The organism is Cycloclasticus sp. PY97N (assembly GCF_002443175.1).
GTDB lineage: Bacteria > Pseudomonadota > Gammaproteobacteria > Methylococcales > Cycloclasticaceae > Cycloclasticus > Cycloclasticus pugetii.
Genome location: NZ_CP023664.1, coordinates 1,168,995 through 1,190,846, shown reverse-complemented (window position 1 = coordinate 1,190,846; position 21,852 = coordinate 1,168,995). Strand labels below are relative to the sequence as shown.

The 21,852-nt window shown below is 41.3% G+C and carries 23 protein-coding genes; 12 read left to right on the top strand and 11 right to left on the bottom strand.

Features of this window, described 5'->3' with window-relative positions; genetic code table 11:
• Genes CPC19_RS05885 through gorA form a run of 3 tightly spaced genes read left to right on the top strand, consistent with a single transcriptional unit; the run spans position 1 to position 2,851 of the window.
• Positions 1–351 carry an ArsC family reductase gene (locus CPC19_RS05885; protein ID WP_016390094.1) on the top strand — a complete coding sequence of 117 codons (351 nt, stop codon included), beginning with the start codon at positions 1–3 and terminating at the stop codon, positions 349–351.
• Positions 348–1,475 carry a succinyl-diaminopimelate desuccinylase gene (dapE, locus tag CPC19_RS05880; RefSeq protein WP_016390093.1) on the top strand — a complete coding sequence of 376 codons (1,128 nt, stop codon included), beginning with the start codon at positions 348–350 and terminating at the stop codon, positions 1,473–1,475. The genes CPC19_RS05885 and dapE overlap by 4 nt, the downstream gene beginning before the upstream one ends.
• Positions 1,476–1,501: 26 nt before the next feature.
• Entirely contained in the window at positions 1,502–2,851 is a 1,350-nt protein-coding gene (gorA, locus tag CPC19_RS05875) for a glutathione-disulfide reductase (RefSeq protein WP_016390092.1), read from the top strand.
• Positions 2,852–2,946: 95 nt separating this feature from the next.
• Here the strand turns inward: gorA and CPC19_RS05870 are convergent, their stop codons facing one another.
• Positions 2,947–3,255: a DUF1244 domain-containing protein gene (locus CPC19_RS05870; protein WP_015006195.1), complete on the bottom strand. Its 309-nt coding sequence runs from the start codon at positions 3,253–3,255 to the stop codon at positions 2,947–2,949.
• A gap of 11 nt (positions 3,256–3,266) precedes the next feature.
• Positions 3,267–4,370: a cell division protein ZapE gene (gene zapE / locus CPC19_RS05865; protein WP_016390090.1), complete on the bottom strand. Its 1,104-nt coding sequence runs from the start codon at positions 4,368–4,370 to the stop codon at positions 3,267–3,269.
• A gap of 100 nt (positions 4,371–4,470) precedes the next feature.
• Here zapE and CPC19_RS05860 point away from each other — a divergent pair, with 100 nt between their 5' ends.
• The 9 genes from CPC19_RS05860 to soxZ all read left to right on the top strand — a co-directional run bounded on the left by CPC19_RS05860 (position 4,471) and on the right by soxZ (position 11,835).
• A complete protein-coding gene (locus CPC19_RS05860; RefSeq protein ID WP_016390089.1) occupies positions 4,471–4,803 on the top strand; it encodes a hypothetical protein in 333 nt (110 codons plus the stop codon).
• Positions 4,804–4,821: 18 nt separating this feature from the next.
• Positions 4,822–5,376, top strand: a complete 555-nt coding sequence (locus CPC19_RS05855; protein ID WP_015006198.1) for a septation protein A — start codon at positions 4,822–4,824, stop codon at positions 5,374–5,376.
• A gap of 19 nt (positions 5,377–5,395) precedes the next feature.
• Entirely contained in the window at positions 5,396–5,692 is a 297-nt protein-coding gene (locus CPC19_RS05850) for a BolA family transcriptional regulator (protein ID WP_015006199.1), read from the top strand.
• On the top strand, positions 5,682–6,485 hold the full coding sequence (locus tag CPC19_RS05845; protein WP_015006200.1) for a peptidylprolyl isomerase: 804 nt from the start codon (positions 5,682–5,684) through the stop codon (positions 6,483–6,485). The genes CPC19_RS05850 and CPC19_RS05845 overlap by 11 nt, the downstream gene beginning before the upstream one ends.
• Positions 6,486–6,829: 344 nt before the next feature.
• Positions 6,830–7,477, top strand: a complete 648-nt coding sequence (gene adk, locus CPC19_RS05840; RefSeq protein ID WP_016390088.1) for an adenylate kinase — start codon at positions 6,830–6,832, stop codon at positions 7,475–7,477.
• 109 nt (positions 7,478–7,586) lie between these two features.
• Complete coding sequence (locus CPC19_RS05835) at positions 7,587–8,606, top strand: aspartate-semialdehyde dehydrogenase (RefSeq protein WP_015006202.1); 1,020 nt, start codon at positions 7,587–7,589, stop codon at positions 8,604–8,606.
• 73 nt (positions 8,607–8,679) lie between these two features.
• Positions 8,680–10,758 (top strand): FimV family protein, encoded by a 2,079-nt coding sequence (locus CPC19_RS05830; protein WP_016390087.1) that lies wholly within the window; start codon positions 8,680–8,682, stop codon positions 10,756–10,758.
• A gap of 270 nt (positions 10,759–11,028) precedes the next feature.
• On the top strand, positions 11,029–11,487 hold the full coding sequence (gene soxY / locus CPC19_RS05825; protein WP_015006204.1) for a thiosulfate oxidation carrier protein SoxY: 459 nt from the start codon (positions 11,029–11,031) through the stop codon (positions 11,485–11,487).
• A 45-nt stretch (positions 11,488–11,532) separates the two neighbouring features.
• The gene (gene soxZ / locus CPC19_RS05820; RefSeq protein ID WP_016390086.1) at positions 11,533–11,835 is read left to right on the top strand and encodes a thiosulfate oxidation carrier complex protein SoxZ; all 303 of its coding nucleotides are present in this window, start codon (positions 11,533–11,535) and stop codon (positions 11,833–11,835) included.
• Positions 11,836–11,849: 14 nt separating this feature from the next.
• On the opposite strand, the gene CPC19_RS05815 is transcribed toward soxZ, so the two are convergent.
• The 9 genes from CPC19_RS05815 to CPC19_RS05775 form a co-directional block, all read right to left on the bottom strand.
• Entirely contained in the window at positions 11,850–12,158 is a 309-nt protein-coding gene (locus CPC19_RS05815) for a flagellar protein FliT (RefSeq protein ID WP_016390085.1), read from the bottom strand.
• 5 nt (positions 12,159–12,163) lie between these two features.
• Positions 12,164–12,559 carry a flagellar export chaperone FliS gene (gene fliS, locus CPC19_RS05810; protein WP_015006207.1) on the bottom strand — a complete coding sequence of 132 codons (396 nt, stop codon included), beginning with the start codon at positions 12,557–12,559 and terminating at the stop codon, positions 12,164–12,166.
• 25 nt (positions 12,560–12,584) lie between these two features.
• The gene (fliD, locus tag CPC19_RS05805) at positions 12,585–13,967 is read right to left on the bottom strand and encodes a flagellar filament capping protein FliD (RefSeq protein ID WP_015006208.1); all 1,383 of its coding nucleotides are present in this window, start codon (positions 13,965–13,967) and stop codon (positions 12,585–12,587) included.
• 53 nt (positions 13,968–14,020) lie between these two features.
• Positions 14,021–14,428, bottom strand: a complete 408-nt coding sequence (locus CPC19_RS05800; protein ID WP_015006209.1) for a flagellar protein FlaG — start codon at positions 14,426–14,428, stop codon at positions 14,021–14,023.
• A gap of 65 nt (positions 14,429–14,493) precedes the next feature.
• A complete protein-coding gene (locus CPC19_RS05795) occupies positions 14,494–16,350 on the bottom strand; it encodes a flagellin (protein ID WP_015006210.1) in 1,857 nt (618 codons plus the stop codon).
• A 241-nt stretch (positions 16,351–16,591) separates the two neighbouring features.
• Complete coding sequence (gene flgL, locus CPC19_RS05790; RefSeq protein ID WP_015006211.1) at positions 16,592–17,827, bottom strand: flagellar hook-associated protein FlgL; 1,236 nt, start codon at positions 17,825–17,827, stop codon at positions 16,592–16,594.
• A complete protein-coding gene (flgK, locus tag CPC19_RS05785) occupies positions 17,827–19,755 on the bottom strand; it encodes a flagellar hook-associated protein FlgK (RefSeq protein ID WP_015006212.1) in 1,929 nt (642 codons plus the stop codon). Before flgK ends, flgL begins: the two co-directional genes overlap by 1 nt.
• Before the next feature lie 61 nt (positions 19,756–19,816).
• A complete protein-coding gene (gene flgJ, locus CPC19_RS05780; protein ID WP_015006213.1) occupies positions 19,817–20,743 on the bottom strand; it encodes a flagellar assembly peptidoglycan hydrolase FlgJ in 927 nt (308 codons plus the stop codon).
• Positions 20,743–21,843, bottom strand: coding sequence for a flagellar basal body P-ring protein FlgI (locus tag CPC19_RS05775; protein ID WP_015006214.1), 1,101 nt, complete (start codon positions 21,841–21,843; stop codon positions 20,743–20,745). Before CPC19_RS05775 ends, flgJ begins: the two co-directional genes overlap by 1 nt.
• Positions 21,844–21,852 lie beyond the last annotated feature (9 nt).

Here is a 21,852-nt window from a genome sequence, read left to right as displayed (position 1 = left end):
ATGCCCATCGTTATGTATGGTATTAAAAACTGTGACACCATTAAAAAAGCCAAAAAATGGCTGACTGATAATGGGATCGAGTTTACGTTTCACGATTACCGGCAAGATGGCCTAAACGAAGCTCTTTTAAGCGCTCTCGAAGGCCGCCTTGGTTGGCAAGCGATGATTAACAAACGAGGTACAACATGGCGCAAACTTGATGATGAGGTAAAATCATCAATCGATAGGGAAAAGGCCATTAGCATCATGTTAGAAAACCCCGCGATCATTAAACGTCCTATCTTAGATACCGGCAAAACCCTAGAACTTGGCTTTTCCGCTGATCAATACCAACAACTATTGTCTACATGAGTGATACATTAAACCTCACCCTTGCCTTACTTAAAAAGCAATCACTTACGCCTAACGATGCAGGCTGCATGGACTTGATGGCAGAGTACCTGCAAGAACGTGGCTTCAAAATAGAGTGGATGAACTTCGGCGAAACACGCAATATGTGGGCAAGAAAAGGCAGCGAAGCGCCGTTATTTTGTTTTGCAGGTCATACCGATGTGGTACCCACGGGTCCACTAGAAGAATGGAGCACTCCACCTTTTGAACCTACCATCAAAGATGGCTTGGTCTATGCCCGTGGTGCCGCTGACATGAAAGGCAGTTTAGCGGCAATGATGACTGCTTGTGATCGTTTTATTACCGAACATAGCACTCACAACGGCTCTATTTCGTTCTTAATCACTAGCGATGAAGAAGGCCCCGCCCATGATGGTACTGTTAAAGTCATTGACACACTGAACCAGCGCAAAGAAAAAATCGATTTTTGTATCGTTGGTGAACCGTCGAGCCATAAACGTTTTGGTGATATGGTACGCGTTGGTCGACGCGGTTCGATCAATGGTTATTTAACCTTATTTGGTAAACAAGGCCATGTTGCCTACCCCGAATTAGTTGATAACCCTATCCATGCCCTAGCCCCTATTTTGTCAACAATAACGGCAGAAAAATGGGATGAGGGTAATGAATATTTCCCCCCGACTAGCTTTCAAATCTCCAATATTAATGCTGGAACCGGTGTTGAAAATGTTGTTCCTGGGCAACTTAATTTAGTGTTCAATCTACGTTTCTCGAGCGAATTAACACCCGAAGACATTAAACGGCGTATCACTTACATAGTGGACCAAAATTCAGATAATTATGAGCTTAGTTGGCAGGTGTCGGGTTTACCATTTCTGACCGAGAAGGGAACATTAACCAACGCTGTTGAACAAGCCATTTATGAACTAACCGGCAGCACACCTGTTTTATCGACTGGCGGCGGCACATCTGATGGTCGCTTTATTGCCCCAAGTGGTGCCCAGCTCATTGAGCTAGGCCCCATTAACGAAACAATCCATAAGGTTAATGAATGCGTCCGTATTGACGATTTAGACACATTATCACTGACCTACTCTAAAATACTAGAAAATATTTTACTTTAACTACAAAACATAACTGGCTGATTTATATGAACTATGACTTTGATTTAATATCTATTGGTGGTGGTAGCGGTGGTATCGCTGGTGCGAATCGAGCAGCTTCTTACGGTGCTAAATGTGCAGTTGTTGAGCAAGCTAGGCTCGGTGGAACCTGCGTTAATGTTGGCTGCGTTCCTAAAAAGGTAATGTGGTTTGCCGCCTCGACAGCAGACATTATTCACTCGGCTAGCGATTATGGTTTTGACGCTTCACTCAATTCCTTTAACTGGCACTTGCTAAAGCAAAATCGAGACGCCTACATCAAACGCCTCAATGGAATTTATGGCAATAATTTACATAACAATAACGTCGAACATATTGAAGGAACCGCATCGTTTATTGATAGTCACACTATTCAGGTTGGTGACAAACAATATACGGCTAAACGTTTCCTCATCGCCACCGGGGGTAAACCGGCTGTCCCCAATATTCCTGGTGCGCAATACGGTATTACATCGGATGGTTTTTTTGAACTTGAAAAACAGCCTAGCAAAGTGGCCATCATTGGTGCAGGGTTTATTGCCGTTGAACTCGCAGGTGTCTTCCAAGCCTTAGGCACTCAAGTAACACTTATTATACGGGGTGACCACGCTCTTCGATCATTCGATAGTATGTTAGGTACTGAGTTAATGAAAGCCATGCAACACCAAGGTATTCAAGTTGAAACTCAAACCACACAAACGTCTATTGATAAAAGCCCAGAAGGAAAATTAACCATCAACACCACTACTGGCGTCGTTGACGGCGAATACGATGAAGTTATTTGGGCAATTGGACGTGAACCAAACACCGATTCATTATCTATTGAAAAGGCAGGTATTGAACTTGATAAACGTGGCTTTATCACCACCGATGAGTGGCAAAAAACATCTCAAGAGCATATTTTTGCCGTCGGCGATGTGACTGGGCGAGCTGCCTTAACACCCGTCGCTATTGCAGCAGCACGCCGCCTTTGCGACCGATTATTTAACGGTCAGCACGAGCGTAAATTAGATTACAACCTGATTCCTAGCGTCATCTTTTCACACCCGCCGATCGGAACAATTGGCCTCACACAAGAGCAAGCCATCGAGCAATTTGGCGATAACGTAAAAACCTACACCTCCACCTTTAACCCTATGACACAGGCGCTATCAGTTGATAAACAGCCCACCACTATGAAACTGGTAACCACAGGAAAAGAAGAAAAAGTGGTCGGTTGTCACCTGTTCGGTGAAAGCTCTGATGAAATTCTTCAAGGTTTTGCTGTTGCTATCAAAATGGGCGCAACCAAAAAGGACTTTGACGATACCGTTGCCATTCACCCAACAAATGCGGAAGAATTAGTGACGATGACCTAGCTTTTAATATCAATAGGCTCTTAGTCATCAACGGTTTTGTCACCCAAAAAACACTAACCTAGGTGACACCGGGGCAGCATGAAAGGAGGTTAGCTCTAACCTCCTTTACGTCTTGCCTCACCGGCTTCAAATTCCGCTAATTGTTCAGGTGTTGCTGGTAATTGATATTTCTCTTTCCATTCGGCAAACGTCATGCCATACACAACCTCTCTAGCCGCTTCATAATCAATATCAACATCTCGTTCTTTCGCTTCAGCCATATACCATTTAGAAAAACAATTTCGGCAAAAGTCTGCCAAATTCATCAAATCAATATTTTGCACATCTGTCTTCGTTTGAAAGTGTTTAAGAATACGCCTAAAAGTGGCGGCTTCAATTTCTAATTGTGTTTGTTTATCCATCATTATTCTCCTTTTTAGGGTAAGTGGGGCCTTTCTAAATATTCATGTGATTGCATTTCAAGCAAACGACTGACTGTACGTTCAAATTGAAAAGCCAGCTTTTTACCTTGATACAACTTCTCAGCAGACACTTGTGCTGACATAATTAATTTAACATTATGGGCATATAACTCATCGACTAAATTAACAAAACGGTTCGCATGGTCATTACTCATATCATTCATTACCACAACGTCTGATATCAATACGGTGTGAAAACAGCGCGAAATTTCAATGTAGTCAGCTGAACCACGTGGAATATCACAAATGACTTGATAATCAAACCATACAACCCCTTCTGAGCAATGCTTTACATCAATAATCCGCCCCTCTATTTCAAGTGCTGACTCAGGTTCAACATCTGCAACGGTTAAGTGTTCAAACAACTCATTTAATACCTTGTCTGTTTGATCATCCAAGGGAGAATGATAGATTTCCGCCTGTTCTAATTCTCGCAATCGGTAATCTGTTCCACTGTCTAATTTTCTAACCTTACAGTTGGCCTTCAATGCCTCGATAGCGGGTAAAAACCTTGCCCGTTGTAGTCCATCCTTATATAAACCATCCGGCTCGATATTAGACGTTGCAACTAAACAGATACCACGCTTAAATAAAGCCTCAAACAAGCGGCCTAACAGCATTGCGTCGGTAATATCGGAAACAAAAAACTCATCAAAACACAACACCCGACAACGTTGTGATATTCCATCGGCCACCTTTTGTAGTGGATCTTCAACATTTTTTATCTCACCGAGTTGTTGATGAACTTTTTGCATAAACCGATGAAAATGTGTTCGCTGTTTTTCTTTAAATGGTAAAGAATCGTAAAAGATATCCATAAGATAGGTTTTGCCCTGCCCTACACCTCCCCATAAGTAGAGCCCTTTGGGCGCCAATAAAAGAGGTTCTGATTTGGCCTTAAATATAGAAAAAAAACCTTTCTTTTCAGTTAGCTGGGAGGGTGTATTGAGCAGCTCTTTATACAAATCATTTAAACACTGAATAATGACTTTCTGTGCATCATCTTTAATAAAACTTTTTTGCGCCAGATCAAGTTCATAGCGTTCTAAAGGGCTCATAGTGAAATATCAATAATTGTGTTAAATTGTTAATTTGAAGATATTCAAGTCGTTACCAAGCCAGCAACTTAAATTAAGTATATTGTAGCAATTATCCCTCATGAACATTCAAGCAAATTTAACCGGTGTTAGCCTAATACCCAATCCTAAAAAGGCTGCCAACAAACCGACTGGCACACAGGAAGATTTAAATGAAAAGCACATAGCAAGTCAGGAGAAAAACAACCCGTTAACAACTAAAAACATTGAACGCGCTGAAATAATCCAAAAAATTGAAACGCTAAATGACAGTCAAAAAGCCAATATTCATATTGACAACCTAGACTACAAAAACCAAAAATCAATCCAGTCATACCTTGATCATCAGGCTCTAGAAAGCCAAACTCTACGCGATGAACTCCACAGTCAATTAGGCGTAGACTTTTCTGTTTAAATATACACCTCCTATACCATGAAACTTCTGACTGATTTTTTTCCAATATTACTATTTTTTATTGTCTACAAATGGCAAGGCATATACGCTGCAACAGTTGTCGCAATTATTGCGTCTGGCCTTCAGGTTGCTTCATTTTGGCTTAAAAATAAACGAGTCGATTCAACACATATAATGACTTTCTGCCTTATGCTTCTTTTTGGTGGCGCAACACTCTACCTACAAAATGAAACCTTCATTAAATGGAAACCCACAGTGATCAATTGGCTTTTTGCCTTTGCTTGCATTTCCACGCACTTTATTGGTAACACCCCTCTTGTTAAACGCATGATGAGCGGTGGATTAACACTTTCTGACAAAATTTGGACAAAACTAAATGGCATTTGGGCTCTTTTCTTTGTAGTACAAGGGCTTTTAAACCTGTATGTTATGTACAATTTCGACACAGATACTTGGGTAGATTTCAAATTGTTTGGAATGCTTGGGTTAACAATAATGTTTATTGTGGCTCAAGGCATTTACCTTACCAAGCACATCGAAGACCCTATAAACCAACCAGATAACCATAACTAGGAATTTTTCTACAGATAAAATGACAAACCGTACAGATATAATAAAAGACACTTTAAATAAGGCTATTCAGCCCGAGTTCATTCAAGTATTAGATGATAGCCAATCTCATGCAGGGCATGAAGGTGCTAAATCAGGTGGTGGGCATTTTTACCTGACCATTGTTTCTAATAAATTTGAAAATAAATCAAGAATTCAACGTCACCAGCTTATTTATCGAGCATTAGGTGACATGATGAAAAGCGACATTCATGCACTTAGCATTAAAGCCTTTACACCAGAAGAAAAACCGACAACAGGAGATTTAAATGAAGGGTAAATTAGTCATCATTGGTTCAATTTTACTAGCATCTATCGCCCCACAGGCATTCGCAAACGAAGACCCAACCATCGCTATTGTTAATGGACAAGAACTCAAACAATCAACCTTACAGTTTTACGCCCTAGAAAGGCGTCAAATCGATTCAAAAAACAATGTCCCAATGAACCAACTGGTTGATGATATCGTTAACATGCAACTCCTAAAAGAAGAAGCTCATAAGAATAAGTTAGACAAATCTTCTGACTTTAAGGCACGCATGAAGTTTATTAATTTAAGCATGCTTTCTCAAGTCGCTATGATTGACTTTCTTGACAACAACCCTATTCCTGAAGAGCGTCTAAAAGAAGAATATGATGCTAACATTAACGAAATGGATGTCACAGAACTTAAAGCTAGCCATATCTTAGTATCAGAAGAAGCGCAGGCGAAAGAAGTTATTGAGAAACTCAACAAAGGTACTCCATTCGCTACACTTGCCAAGGAATACTCAACAGGACCAAGCGGCCCAAAAGGTGGGGATTTAGGTTGGTTTGCTCCGCAACGAATGGTACCTGAGTTCTCGAAAGCCGTGCTTTCTTTGAAAGATAATGAATACACTAAACAGGCTGTACAAACTCAATTTGGTTGGCATATCATTTTACGCACTGGGAAACGTGATGGGACGCCGCCAACGTTTGAACAAGTCAAACCGAGCATTACGGCTAGTCTCGAACAAGAACATATTCAAAAACACATTAATGATTTAAGAAAAAAAGCAAAAATCGAAATCACACCACAAAAACCTCAATAGCCCTAAACACAACAGCATAGAGGCTATTTATCAAGGGCCTCTATGCTGCCCCCACCTTTCTACGTTTATCCGCACCTCATCAATTAAGACGTGACCAGTTCACCTTATAAAACGCGTACTGCTCATCCTCTCACATCAGATAGACCTACTTTATTTAAATAAAAAATATACCCGCCTTCCCGCTCTCCCATCAAAAACCGAGCTGATCAATGATGGTATACCTGCCCATTGAGAAGCTTAAAAATCACCACACCTAACGTCTATAACAGCGCTAACAACTGGATTAAAACCTCGTATTATGTTATTTTGCGCGATTAAAATAACAATGGTTTTGAGGACAATTAATGCGCATAATTTTATTGGGTGGCCCTGGTTCCGGTAAGGGGACACAATCGCAATTTATCACTGAGAAGTACGGTATTCCTCAAATCTCCACGGGAGATATGTTACGAGCTGCCGTTAAAGCTCGCACACCATTAGGTATTGAAGCAAAAAAGGTTATGGATGTCGGCGGCCTTGTCTCTGATGAAATTATTTTAGGCTTAATCAAAGAACGATTAACAGAAGATGATTGTTCAAAAGGTTTCTTGTTAGATGGTTTCCCACGCACAATCCCACAAGCCATTGGCCTTGCAAACATGGGCATAGAGGTTGATCACGTCATACAAATTGCTGTCGATGACGAAGAAATCGTCCGAAGAATGGCTGGAAGGCGCGTGCACTTGGACTCTGGCAGAACATACCACCTTACTTATAACCCGCCTAAACAAGAGGGACTTGATGACATTACTGGTGAGCCATTAATTCAACGTGCCGACGATCATGAAGACATTGTTCGCGATCGCTTAACAACTTACCACTCCCAAACAGCGCCACTTGTTGACTTCTATTCAAAGGCTGCTGAAACATCTGCAGTTAAATTCAGCACCATTGAGGGTGTTGGTGGTGTGCTAGACATTACTGCAAAAATATTCGCAGTGCTCGACGACTAGGTGTTTGCCGAGCAAATTCTCGGCGATACAACAATAAAGCATTAGCTTAACTTTTGATTAAGCTGATAATTTCACTTAAAACTTAATGATTTTGCAAGGAATAACCTAAATGAAAACATATGATATTGCTGTTGTTGGCGCTACAGGCGCCGTTGGTGAAACGATGCTATCTATCCTTGAGGAAAGAAAGTTCCCTGTTGGAAATATTTACCCTTTAGCAAGCAGTCGCTCTGCTGGTGGCACTGTTCAATTTAATGGCAAAAACGTAAAAATCGGCAACCTCGCCGACTTTGATTTTAGTCAAGTTCAAATTGGTTTGTTTTCAGCAGGCGGTTCTGTTTCTGCAGAGTATGCGCCTAAAGCTGCCGCTGCCGGTTGTGTTGTTATTGATAACACATCACATTTCCGCTATGACGATGACATTCCACTCGTGGTGCCCGAAGTAAACCCAGAGGCCATCGCGCAACATACCAATAAAGGCATTATTGCAAACCCAAACTGCTCAACCATTCAAATGTTGGTTGCTTTAAAACCCATCTATGATGCGGTCGGCATTGAGCGTATAAATGTTGCCACTTACCAAGCCGTTTCAGGCACTGGAAAAAGCGCCATTGAAGAACTAGCTGGGCAAACAGCAAAATTATTAAATGGCAAAAATGCTGAGGCCAAAGTATACCCAAAACAAATAGCCTTTAATGCATTACCCCAAATTGATGTCTTCCAAGACAACGGCTACACCAAAGAAGAAATGAAAATGGTTTGGGAAACCAACAAAATTTTTAACGATGATTCAATCAAAGTTAACCCAACTGCTGTCAGGATACCTGTTTTTTATGGCCACTCTGAGGCATTGCACATAGAAACTAAAGAGAAAATCAGCGTCGAAAAAGTCCGTGAGCTAATGTCCTCATTTGACGGAATTACACTTCTTGATGAACGCATTGACGGTGGTTATGCAACAGCAGTTACCGAATCAGCAGGTCATGATGATGTTTATGTCAGTCGCATCAGAGAAGATATCTCTCATCCTAGAGGACTTAACCTCTGGGTCGTTGCAGATAATGTTCGTAAAGGCGCTGCATTAAACAGCGTACAAATTGCCGAAGTACTAGTAAAAAATTATCTTTAGTCTATAGTTGATATTAATAATATATTTCACTAATTTATGGATAGACGACTATCGTTAGTTTAGGAGCAACAAAATGAACAAGCCTACAAAAACTATTGCCGCACTTTGCCTGTTAAATTCTGCAAGTGCCCACGCATTAGGTGTCGGGGAAATTACAACGTATTCTGCCTTAAATCAGTTGTTAAAAGCGCAGATTCCGCTTGTTGGCTCCAAACAAGAAGACCCCAGCAATATAAAAATAGGCATTGCTTCAAGAGAGACTTTTGATAAAGCAGGAATTGATAGGCCACACTATCTAACCCAATTAAAGTTCACCCCTGTGCTAGGTAAAAACGGTGAAATTACCGTTGATGTTCGTTCGACTGCAACCATAAAAGAACCTTTCGTAAACTTTATTCTCGAAGTTGAATGGCCCCAGGGGCGTACATTAAAAGAATTTACTATTCTTTTAGATCCCCCCATCACAATGTCTGATGTTAGAACCAACCCACTAGAACTACCTCAAACACCCAGCATTACACCAGTAACACCCGTAAACGATGCATCGGTAACAACATATACACCTCCTACCACTACTGTGCAAACTGCACCTGCCAGTGAATATGGCCCAACAAAAAGTCGCGATACTATCTGGGGTATTGCTAAAAAACTCATTACTAATAATCGTACTGTCACTCATCAACAAATGATGCTGGCCCTTTATGACAATAACCCAGAAGCCTTCTACAAAGAAAATATCAATGCTTTAAAAAAAGGAGCGGTGCTTAAACTTCCAAGCACTGAACAGGCAGAAAGCCTCAGCCCTACACAAGCCAGCAATGAATATATTAAACACAATACACTCTGGTCTTCATCAACTACCGTCTCCAGTACGCCAGCGGCCGTTGCAAAACTAGACCAGAAAGACCAAGCCCTTGCAGCGACATCCGACGTTAAAAAAAAACTTGAAAATAACCTAGATGAGGCAAAACTAACCTTATTAACACCGAAACAAGATACTGAAAAAAATATACCTATAGAAGGCAACACCACTGATACCCCAATAGGTTCAACAAGCTCTACAGAGCAAGCAAACATTGCCATTGAGATGGCTACAACCCTTGAAGAAGAAAACAAAGAGGTTAAATCACGTCTCAATGATTTAGAAAAACAAGTAGACAAACTACAACGTTTATTAGCTTTAAAAGATGAGCAGCTAGCACAATTACAAGCAGCAAAACCTGTCGTTGCTGAATCAACAGCAACAACTATAAATCCATCCCCTATTGACACACCTGTCGAAAAAAATGATAGCAAGGATAACAATAACACCCTTGCCCTTTATGGCGGCGGCGCGTTCCTTGTTCTACTTGGGCTATTTTTAGCACGTCGAAAAAAGCAACGTAAGGAAACACAGCCTGAGGACTTATTTTCTGATACACCAGCTGTTGTACCAACTATTGATACAGGCAATACTGATACCTCATCTACTATACTCGAAGAAGAGCCTCTTTTAAGCGAATTCATACCCAGCGAATTCGACAGCAGTGAACATACCCAAGAAGCGGATCCTCTAACAGAGTGTGATGTCTATATTGCTTATGGTCGATTCCAACAAGCAGAAGATCTTATCAAAAGCGCGATAGAATCAGAGCCAGAAAACCTAGCTCTTAAATTAAAATTGCTTGATGTTTACTTTTCATCCAATAACGCTGAAGCTTTTGAAGAACAGGCCAGTTCATTATCAGACCTAAAAGATTCAGACCCTGACGCATGGAATAGCATTGTTGATATGGGCATGGACATCTGCCCTGACTCACCACTATTTCTAGCACCAGCAGAAGAAAACATTGAAATTCAAGCAGCACCAATTCAAACTGATGACCTTGACCTTGATTTAGAAATACAACAAGACATTGAGCCTGAAGAAGCTAACCACGACGAAGAACCAAAGAGTGAGTTTGAATTTGATTTTGACCTAATCAAAAATCAAGATACACCACAGGATCAGAGCAACCCTACCAGTGAGAGTATTGAAACCATGTTTTCATTAGCACAAGCTTCTCTCGAAATGGAAGACACAGAGTCGGCTCGTCAAACATTAGAAGAAATATTGGAGAACGGTAACGATTCCGACAAAGAAAAAGCACAAAAGATGCTCGATAGTTTGTAAAAAACCACCTTTAATGCGATCGTAAGCATAAAAGCTGCACCTCCCTTTTATGCTATAAAATGCTCAATACGAACGTACGTAGACAAACAAAACCGACCCTTTAATAAAGGCACCTTGCTCATTTGCAAAGAGTCTGCTGCTTGATTGTCATAAAGAACCCTACTTGAAAATACGTTTAATAATGACTAAGACTAGCGACTGCACAAACGAAGGCTCCATTACAGACGGTTTTCCTTTATAGGTTTTAATCATAAAGAAACTATAAAAGAGATGATTATTTCACGTAGAGAATTTCTAAAATTATTAGCTGTGGGTACCAGCACTTGTTTAACCTTGATATCTCCCCTCACTAGTTGGGCGGCATGGGCTAACAATGCCTTTAATGCCGACACTCTTAATAAGGCATACCAACATTTATTTGGCTCATCGACCCTCATTAACAGTAACGAGGTAAAGCTAAAGGCGCCTAAAACAGCAGAAAATAGCGATGCTGTTCCTATTTCGATCAAAACCAAGCTAAAAGGTGTCGACTCAATTAGTATTTTTGTACAAGACAACCCTCAACCTTTAACGGCGACCTTTCAAATCCCACCAGATACATTAGCATCTGTGTCGACCCGAATTCGTTTAGTTAAAACTAGCACCGTCATCGCTGTTATCAAAGCAGGAGACAAGCTATATAGTAGAAGCCAAGAAGTAAAAGTCTCATCAAGTGGGTGTACTCGTTAGCAACTTAATAATTCGTTATTAATCTCATCTTATTTGGAGATATAAATGAAAGTGAGAGCAAAAATAATAAATAACATCACTCATGTTAGGGTATTAGCTATACACCCCATGGAAACAGGTGAACGTATTGATAAAGACTCAGGCGAAAGGATCTCTGCGAAATATATTCAAAAACTTAGCTGCGAACACAACGGTAAAGAAGTTTTTCTAGCACAATTTGGCACATCAATATCTCAAAACCCTTATCTGGCTTTCTCATTTAAAGAGGGTAAAAAAGGCGATATTTTATCGTTACGGTGGAATGATAATACCGGCGATGTAAAAAAGACTGACACAACCATTAAATAGCTTATTTCTAACTATTAACCTGTTGTTAAATAGGCATTAATAGCTTTATGTGCATGCCCTGCTTGCGACATTTCCATACGAAGACTATCACGCTGACTCAATAAAAATTGAGTTAGGATTTTATTTTTATCTAGCACCAATTGAATAGCTTCCGCCAATACTACAGCTTCGATATCTGGCGGTGTTTCAAACAGATGCTGTATGTCTGTATCACGTGCTTTTTCAAGCTTTACCACTGTATCCCATTCACCCTCTTGAGCTAGCTGAATTAGTTTTTCAGTATCCGCAAGAATAGAGTCAAGGCGTTGTAAATCACTTGGCATAAAAATTAACGTTGCGCGGCATCAGGGCTTATTGCATCCCACCCCATTTTGATCTGACTCAAAAGCTTACCCGCTTCATCAAGCAAGGCAGCATCATTCTTAATATTCGCCTGTAATAAAACGTGATTAATATATTCATAAAGTGCATCTAAATTCTTTGATATTTCACCACCTTGTTTGAAATCTAAACTCGCTCTAAGTCCTTCAATAATTGAAATAGCACTTCCAATTTGCTCACCTTTCTTAGCAACGTTCTGTTGCTTTAAAGCGCTTTTTGCAGACAATATTCGCGATAAGGCCCCATCCAATAGCATTTGGATTAACTTATGTGGTGATGCGTCCATTACACCACCATGTACGGATGTTTGTTGATACTGTTTTAATGCAGTTGCGCCATTCATAGGATTCTCCAATTATAAATGTACTTTAATTATTACTATTTGAATTATAAGCACCTGGTAAATTAGCCAGCTGCTGTGTTAAAAAATTACTCTGATTTTGTAAAGAACTTACCAGTATATCCATGGCGGTAAATTGACTTAATAGCCTACTTTCTAAGGACACTAACCGTCTATCTAGTGCTTCTCGCTGATCGGCAATATCATCCACGCTGACTTGTATACCGGCTGTTCTAGAATCAATGATTCCATTTGAGCCAATATAACCCTCAATAGCCATATCTAACGTATTGGCGATGCCATTACTCGCAGCAAATAATTGTCCAACTTGATCAAAATTACTGTCCAAAGCAGCGTTTAACGTCTCGCTATTTAAGGATAGCTTACCCTCTTCATCTGTTGTAATACCTAGCTCTGCTAACGTGCTAAAAGGACCTGTAAGCCCAGTCACAGAAGAGGAAATTTCTTGTCTTATTAATGTGCTAATACCGCGCAAAGTAGAGTCGCCCAATAGCAATCCTGCTGATTCTGTCGCCGCATCGTATGAACCCAGTGTATTAAAGGTATCAACTAAGCCGTTATAGTTGGCAATAAAGGTATCAATCTTAAACGTAATCGCCTCACGGTCTTGCGCAACCGTTAACTGCTCACCTGCACCAACTGAAACAGCATTAATCGTAATACCATCCAGCACATCCGAAAATGTATTGTTATTACTGCTGATTAATTGACCATCCACTTTTATTTGGCCATCTTGAGCTGCGCTTGGTGTATTTAATTGTGTATTGACTAAACGTGACAAACCAAATTCATCTGAATTTTCGCCATCACTATCGACTGCTGTTATTGTTATTGCATTATCTAAACCACTAGATGTTGCTGTAAAAACTAATTGTTGCCCCGAATCGACATTAATAATAGAAGCTGAAACACCTGTATTATCATTGGCAGCATTAATCGCATCTCTAATATCCGTTAGGGTATCTGTTGCATCAATCGTTAAAGAAAAAGAATCAGCACCCTGGGTAAATGTTAGGGTGCCGTCTCCTATTGTATCCGTATCAGCAAAACCACTGGTTGTTATCAACTTGTGCGCTTGTGCTAACTGAACAACTTCAATGCCATATTGCGAGACATCCGCTGTTTCATCAGCCGTCGCAGTAAAAACCTCATCATTACTGGATAAAGCAGACCTGAGTTGAAAATCCGCTGTATCTTGCAAGTCTCGAACAGCCCCTTGAAAAATAGATAAAGCACTTTTCAAAGAACCAAACGCTGAAATATCACCTAAATATTCAGCTTCATTAAAGTCAAGCCTGTTTGATTTATCGACACCCTCTGCTTCAACCAACTGAGTGATCAATGTATTAACATCTATTCCAGACCCGATACCTGCTGATGAAATTGACATAATGGTTTCCTTATTTACATAATACTGAAATAACTATGCAAAAAGCTTGCCTCCTACGCACTTTCGTTTACCAACAAACCACGAGCCGCATCTTCTGATTGCGCCTTGTTTTCAGCCAAATACGCTGCCATTGCTAACACATCTTCAGACGGAAAAGTCCGGATAACATCACCCGACTCCTTATCTGTTACCGTTATAACGGAACGACCAGTATCATCATGCACACTAAATTGTATAGATCGTTGAACGTTTTGAACAAAGCTATTCAAATCACTCACCGTTTCTTCAATTTTTTGTGCAGCTGATGACTGGCTACCGCTTACCTCTTCCGGCAAAGCTTGACCACCCATTGACTGATTACTTACCTTCTGTGCAATAACACTATCAGTTGATACGGTAACATTAGACGCCTTAGACGTTACCGCCTTTGGTGCCGAACTAACTAAATTTAATGTTTCCATAACTACCTCCTGTTTAGATTAATACTGGCTCTATTTTCATAAAGCCAGTATTTACCCTTAACGCCCTATTGCAACAAGGCTAATACGTTTTGTGGTAACGAGTTAGCTTGAGACAAAATTGACACACCTGCTTGCTGCAGAATTTGCGCTCTAGTCAACGCTGCTGTCTCTGCTGCAAAATCAGCATCTTGAATACGTGAGCGCGCTGCACTTAAGTTTTCTGAGGTAGTTGCTAGGTTAGCAATAGTAGATTCAAAACGGTTTTGAATCGCACCAAACGTACTACGCAAAGAACTCACAGCCGTTAATGCAGAATCAACCTGACGAATGGTCGTTTCTGAATTAGCCACAGTATCCACAGCAGCTGTCGATAAACTTCCAGATACATCTGTTGATGAAGCTAGACCCAATGTTGTCAGACCAGTAGTTCCCGTCACGGTGATGCTTTCGTTAGAAACAACGTTCAAGGTACCATCAGTATTAAGCGCCGCAGAACCCTCACCATTTAACGCTGTATTAATAGCGTCCACTAGGCTTTGTGCTGTGGTATATGTACTATCAGCAACTGTAAAAGCTGTCTGAGTACCTATTTGTATACTAAAATCACCTGCTACTGTCACTGATGTGCCAGCTACCCCTGCTACATCGCCGTCTGTGATTGCAGTTACCGTCTCTGAACCCGCCAATGCAAAGTTACCAGTAGAAGCATCCTCATCGGTAAAAGTAATATTAGTACCATCACTCTCTGCCGTAAAACCTGCGCTAGCATAACCTGTTGATCCAGTTATGGCTGCCAACAAATCAGCCGCATCCGTTATGTTTGTATCCAGTGTTACTGTGAACAAGCTTCCACCTGGTGCCGTAACAGTAAAGTTACTATTTGCTGATGTGTCAGCATCTGAACCAGTTACATCTTGCACAATCGCAATGTTGCCCGGTGTTGCAAATGAAGCGCTAACAGTACGTCCGACTGTTGCTGCTGTACCTTCATTTACATCTGACAATGTAACGGTATCAGTATTATCCGACTCTGTCGTTAATCCAGATAGGGCAGATGTAGTTAACGAATCTGCTTTTGCTGCAGCAAACGCTGCGGCAAAGGAGTCTGCATTTGTTGCAACCGAATCAGCTGCAAAATCAGTAGCAATTGTTACATTATTAGCATCAACAACAGTATAAACATCAGCGTTACCAGAGCCTGCATCTTGGAATGTAAAAACTACGCCTTCGACAGTGATCGTATCATTTGCCGCCGCAGGAGCATTTGCAAATGTGATTGTATCTGAACCCGCAGTGGCCGGTACCGTAGAGTAATCGGCAACAAGACCAGCAGCAGCCGTTGTAAAGGTTGCGGCAGTACCATCAATTAGATCAGTTAGATTAGTCGATGATGTTGCTGTTGCTACCGCTCCAATAGAGTCCAGACGTGTACTTGTTGATAAGTCTAAGCTGATCGTTTCGCCTACATTTGCACCCACTTGAAACTGGGCGCTACCAAACGTGCCATCAAGAATTTTTTGACCGTTAAATGATGTTTGTCCTGCGACTCTATCAATCTCAGCTAAACGTTGTTGCACCTCTAAGTTTAACGCCGCTCTATCTGATGATGAGTTTGTTGAGTTAGCAGACTGAATCGCTAGCTCACGAATACGTTGCAAGTTGTTACCAATCTCACCCAATGCGCCTTCAGCTGTTTGAGAAAGAGAGATAGCATCGTTTGCATTTCGAGACGCTTGGTTTAAACCACGAATTTGTGTGGTAAAGCGCTCTGAAATGGCAAGGCCGGCCGCATCGTCTTTAGCACTGTTAATACGTAAACCGGAAGAAAGTCTTTGTAACGACGTGTTTAACGAACTTTGTGATGTATCTAAGTTACGTTGCGCCGTCAAAGACGCAATATTACTGTTAATAAATTGAGGCATTTTATTGCTCCTATGTAAGCCTAATGCTTACTTTTTCTAAAACATGACGGATATATCTTTGAGTATGACTAGATATTCACCGCCTCCGCTTAAGGTATCGGCGCTATAAAAATATTCTTTAGGATTTATTTTAAGTTTTTTGTAGGTTACAACTAAGTGGCATCACCAAGCCTCAAACATCGACTCTATGAGTCAAAAATATTGACACCACATTTATAGAGTCGACCTAGGGTTTATTTAATTATAATAAATTAAATAATGATAAATTTTGCACTTTAACGAATGACTGCTGTGCTGCCTGCAAACTCACTATTTGAAGATTAAATCGACTGATCGCTTCTGCCATATCAAGGTCTTCAACCTGTGACTTTGCGCTTTGAAGGTTTAATAAGAAGTCTTGATTGGTTTCTTGTTGGCTATCTAGTGCATTTAGCCTTGCACCAATTTGAGAACGCACATCTAAAACACGGTTCAACGCGGTATCTAACTGATCCAAGTGATCATATAAAGGGATAGAAACATTTGTTGCACTGGCAGCGCTTGTAAGCGATACATCAATTGCCAGCTCTCCTTCACCTGGCGTGTTAGCAATGATACGGAGTGTATTATTAGTTTGATCGAGATCAACTGTTGAATCGTTACTGGCAACTGCCGCATTTAAAAGAGCAGCTACGTCATCGCCCGTTACAGCAGCAGAAATATCCACCGCTATGCTTGGTGGTGCAATCGCTGGCCCCGTCCCATCATCAAACTCATAATTAATACCGTTGATAGTCATTGACTGCGCATCTAAAGGCACCGAATTAAAGGTTAACTCTGTTTCTTCTACCGCCGGTCTATTGGTCGCTAAATCCGTCGCTAAACTGTATAACGTAGTGAACACATCCTCTGCATTGCCATTTTTATCTTGCAGATTAAAAAACAATTCTGCACCTGAATTATTGTCTGACACCGTACGGTTTTCACCAATCTGTATCAAACGCTGACCTTGATCGCCTTGAAAACTAAATACACCCGTGGCAGCCGAACCGGTAACCGCCTGTGTTTGTCCTTTAAAACCTGAATACAGATAATCACCATTAGCATCTTTGGTATTGGCGAGCGCCACCATTTCGTCAAGACGCTGAAACATCTCGTTTGCTATAGATTGTCGGTCAGCTGCCGTATTTGTATCGTTGTACCCCTGCACGGCTAATTCACGGACACGGTGTAAACTATTGGTTACACTTTGCAAGGTTGTATCAGACAACGATAAACGATTTTCTGCGTAATTTATATTCGTTTGAAACTGCGTGATTCGGCTGATGGATTGGTTAAAGTCGAGGACCTGAGCTGCACCCGACGGGTCATCAGATGGTGTAAGTATCCGTTTACCTAATGAGATTTGTTGCTGCGCTTGGTTAACTTGAGCCTGCTGAAACATAATCGCATTAATACCCAATTGTTGAGCAAGGCTTGTTGAAATTCTATCGACCATTATCTGAAAGCTCCTAATAGCGTTTCGAAAATTGTACGAGACGTTAACACAACTTGACTAGCGGCTTGATACGCTTGTTGAAAACGAATTAAATTAGCCGCCTCCTCATCTAAATTAACACCACTGACAGCATCTTTGGAGGCGATGGTTTGCGCCAAAAGACCATTTTGTGCAGCCGCATTAACTTCAGCCGACTGTGTCCGGCGACCCACATCGGCAATAACTTGACCGTAAACATCTTGAAATGAGGCGGTACCACCGGACAAACTCAAATTCGTTTGCAACCCAGCAAGGAAATGCCCATTTCGGTTATCACCCGTGCCACCTGAATTATCAACCAATGAGAAGGTATCACCCTCATCAGGCTGACCGGTTAGGGTAAAGCTAATATCGCCAAAACCAGCGACATTAACCGTATAGCTATCGCCGTTATTTGTTGCTGCATCGTAGGCCAAGGGCCCTCCCGTAGCATTACTAACCGTATATTGTTTTAATGTATTGTCATACGTTAAAACAACACCAGCCGGTAACGATGATGCTGATAAACCAGTCACCGCCACATTACTTAAACCGCCAGTTCCAGAGTTGCTGACGGTTTGCTCTGAGACAACCGGAAGCGCAACAGCAATATCTTTAGGGTCAGTTAACGCTAATGAGAAATTTTCAGCCGCATAACGTGTTGGGCTGATCACTCTATACTCATTATTAACATTTGCCGATGATAAATCGAAGGTTAGCCCATCGTAATCAACCGATGCTCCAGACGATATAACACCACTGATAGAGGTATTATCAGATAACCGTGTAATGTTATAGGCTGTATTTGGTAGCGCCGTCCCATCCGTTGTAACACGATAATCGCTATTAATTATTTGTGATGGATCGGAAACACTGACAGCCAATGAGCCTGCGTTGGCATCGGCCTTAACATGGGTAATATTTGCTGTACTAAAAAAGTTTAGCCCCTGTTCGCCCTCTAGGTCGATACCATTGGCATGTTGATTATTTACTGAGAATGACAGACCGATAGCTATTTCACCTAAGGCATGAACCGCTTCATCTAACACCTCATCTTTAAAACGTAAGGCTCCCCCTATTTCACCCCCTGTCATAAACTGGGTAATAGCTGTATCAGCGCCGCCCTGCTGAAAAATAACATCAACTCTAGTAGGGTCTAATGTAGACGGCTGCAAAGCCAGTGTATTGTTCGTATTACCTAAGACTAAGGTTTGCCCATTACCAATAAAAACATTGACCGCACCATTTTCTTGCTCATTGGTTTTTACATTCACTAACTGAGACAAATCATCAATTAATTTATCTCGTTGATCCAATAAATCATTCGGCAAGTTACCATCCGAACCACCTAATGCGCTGGCGATCCTGTCATTAATCAGAGCAATATTTTCAGATAGGCTATTTACCTCGTCTATATTTCCCTGTAACGAACCGTTAACTTGCGTGCTAACACCATCAAACAATCGGTCTAATGTAGCAAAACGGTTTTCCAACACCTCGCCTTCAGTTAATAGCACTTGGCGTGCTGGAATAGATGTTGGATCATCTGCAACAGCTTGAACCGCATTGAAAAAATCTTGTAAGGCCGTACTTAACCCAATATTTTCATCCGCCAACACACCATCAATTTGGTTAGCAAAGTTTAAATAAGTCTCTAATTCAGACACAGCAGTACTACTGCTTCTATATTGTGTGCTTAAAAAAGCATCATAAAGCCTACTAACATTAGTCGCACTAACACCCGAACCAATATACCCAGCACCAGCCAGTTGTGGATTATTAGCATCTAACTCGACCCGTTGACGACTATAACCTTCTGTTGAAGCATTGGCAATATTATGACTGGTCGTGTCAAGCACACTTCTAAAGGCAGTTAAACCAGACAAGCCATTGAGTAATAAGTCACTCATAGGGCTGCTCTTTTTAAATGTTGATATGTCATATTATGTCTTCCATTGTTAACGTATCGGCCTAACTGGCAAAACCTGAAGCTGGAACGGTAAGACCACTAAGCTGCGCACGATTAAGGATCGATAGTATTTTTTGGGCATACGCAGGATCGGTTGCATACCCTGCTTTTTGTAGGCCTTTTACAAACCCTTCGTTTGAATCTACTTGAGTTAATGCCTGCTGATAACGTGGGTTTTGTTGCAAGAACTGCACATAATCGTTAAAGCTCTCTTGGTAACTATCGTATGCTCGGAAAGTTGCTTGACGTTTTTCTGCAATACCATTTTCGTACTCAACCGTTTGTACTGAAACAGTTTTGCCTTCCCAGCCATGCGAGGCTTTTATACCGAATAAATTATGACTACTTTGGCCTATTTTATTTCGCATAATGTGTTTACCCCAGCCGGTTTCTAGGGCAGATTGGGCTAATAATACTTTGGCATCCACACCTAGCTCTTGCGCTGCTTGTTGTGCCTGCGGCCACATTTTATGAAGAAAATCTTCTGGTGAGTTAATGGCTGTTACGTTACTTGAAGGCTCAGCCGTTTTCACTTCTTGTAAGGCCCCTTGAATTCTTCGTACCGAGGCTTCTCGATAATCAGACAACCCCTGTGCCGCCACTGTATTTTCGCTTTTTACTTGGCCACCCATTTGCTGAACAATCATCTCCGCCAACCCCAAATGCCCCCGTTTGGATAAATCTAGAGAAATTTGATCGTCATACATCGATTCATAAAACTTTGTTTTTTCACCATCAATTAACTCGGAATCAGGCACCGTATCTCGCATGCTTTTAAGCATCATTTTTAAAAACACGGTCTCAAATTGACGCGCCACTTGCTCTAGGGCTTCTTGTTTTTCACCCTGCCCGCCAGTGGCCTTAGCTTTTAATTGCGCTAAGCCATTAAAGTCTGCATAAACATCTGCTTGTGAGCCGCTTATATTCATTAGATAACAATCAGCTCTGCAGTTAATGCGCCTGCGCCTTTTAGCGCCTCTAAGATCGCCACCAAGTCACTTGGACCCGCACCCACTTGGTTAACAGCCCGCACAATTTCATCTAGCGATACACCAGGATCAAAAACAAACATGCGTTTATCTTCTTCGGTAACGGTTATATCTGTTTGTGGCGTGACAACTGTTTGCCCATCCGAAAACCCGCCTGGCTGGCTAACATTTAAATTCTCGTTAATGGTCACTGTTAAATTACCGTGAGAGACCGCCGCTGGACGTACTTTGACTTGATTGTTTATGACAACCGTACCCGTTCTTGAGTTAATAATAATACGCGCTGCTGATTGCGCCGGCTGCACTTCTAAATTTTCAAGCAATGACATAAAAGCAACCCGTTGAGCTGGGTCACGCGGCATATTCACTTTAACGCTGCCACCGTTTATTGAATGTGATGTTTGCGGACCAATAGCTTGGTTTATCGACATTGCTAAGCGATTAGCGGTTGTAAAGTCAAAGGTATGCAGGTTTAACGTTAAGGAATTACCATCATTAAAGGGGCTATAAACAGATCGCTCTACTGATGCACCATTAGGGATATTACCTACGGTGGGTATGTTCACACTTATTTTAGAACCATCATTACCCGATGCACTCAAACCACCCACAACTAGATTACCTTGCGCTATCGCATATACTTTGCCGTCAGCACCTTTTAAAGGAGACATTAATAAGCTACCGCCGCGTAAACTTTTTGCCTCGCCAATCGCATTAACGGTCACGTCAATCATTTGCCCTGGTGTTGCAAAAGCAGGTAATGAAGCGTGAATAATAACGGCTGCAACATTTTTAGATTTTATTTGCACATTTGATGGGATTTTAACGCCCATTTGACTCAACATACTGCGCAAACTCTGGGAAGTAAAATCCCCCGATTTCACCTTGTCGCCGGTTCCATTTAAACCAACCACCACACCATACCCCACTAATTGGTTTGAGCGAACACCTGTAATAGAGGCTAGGTCTTTAATTCGCTCGGCATTAGCGTTTGTGATGCTCATTGCTAACAAAACCAATACTATTTTAAAATATCTCATCACCTTCTC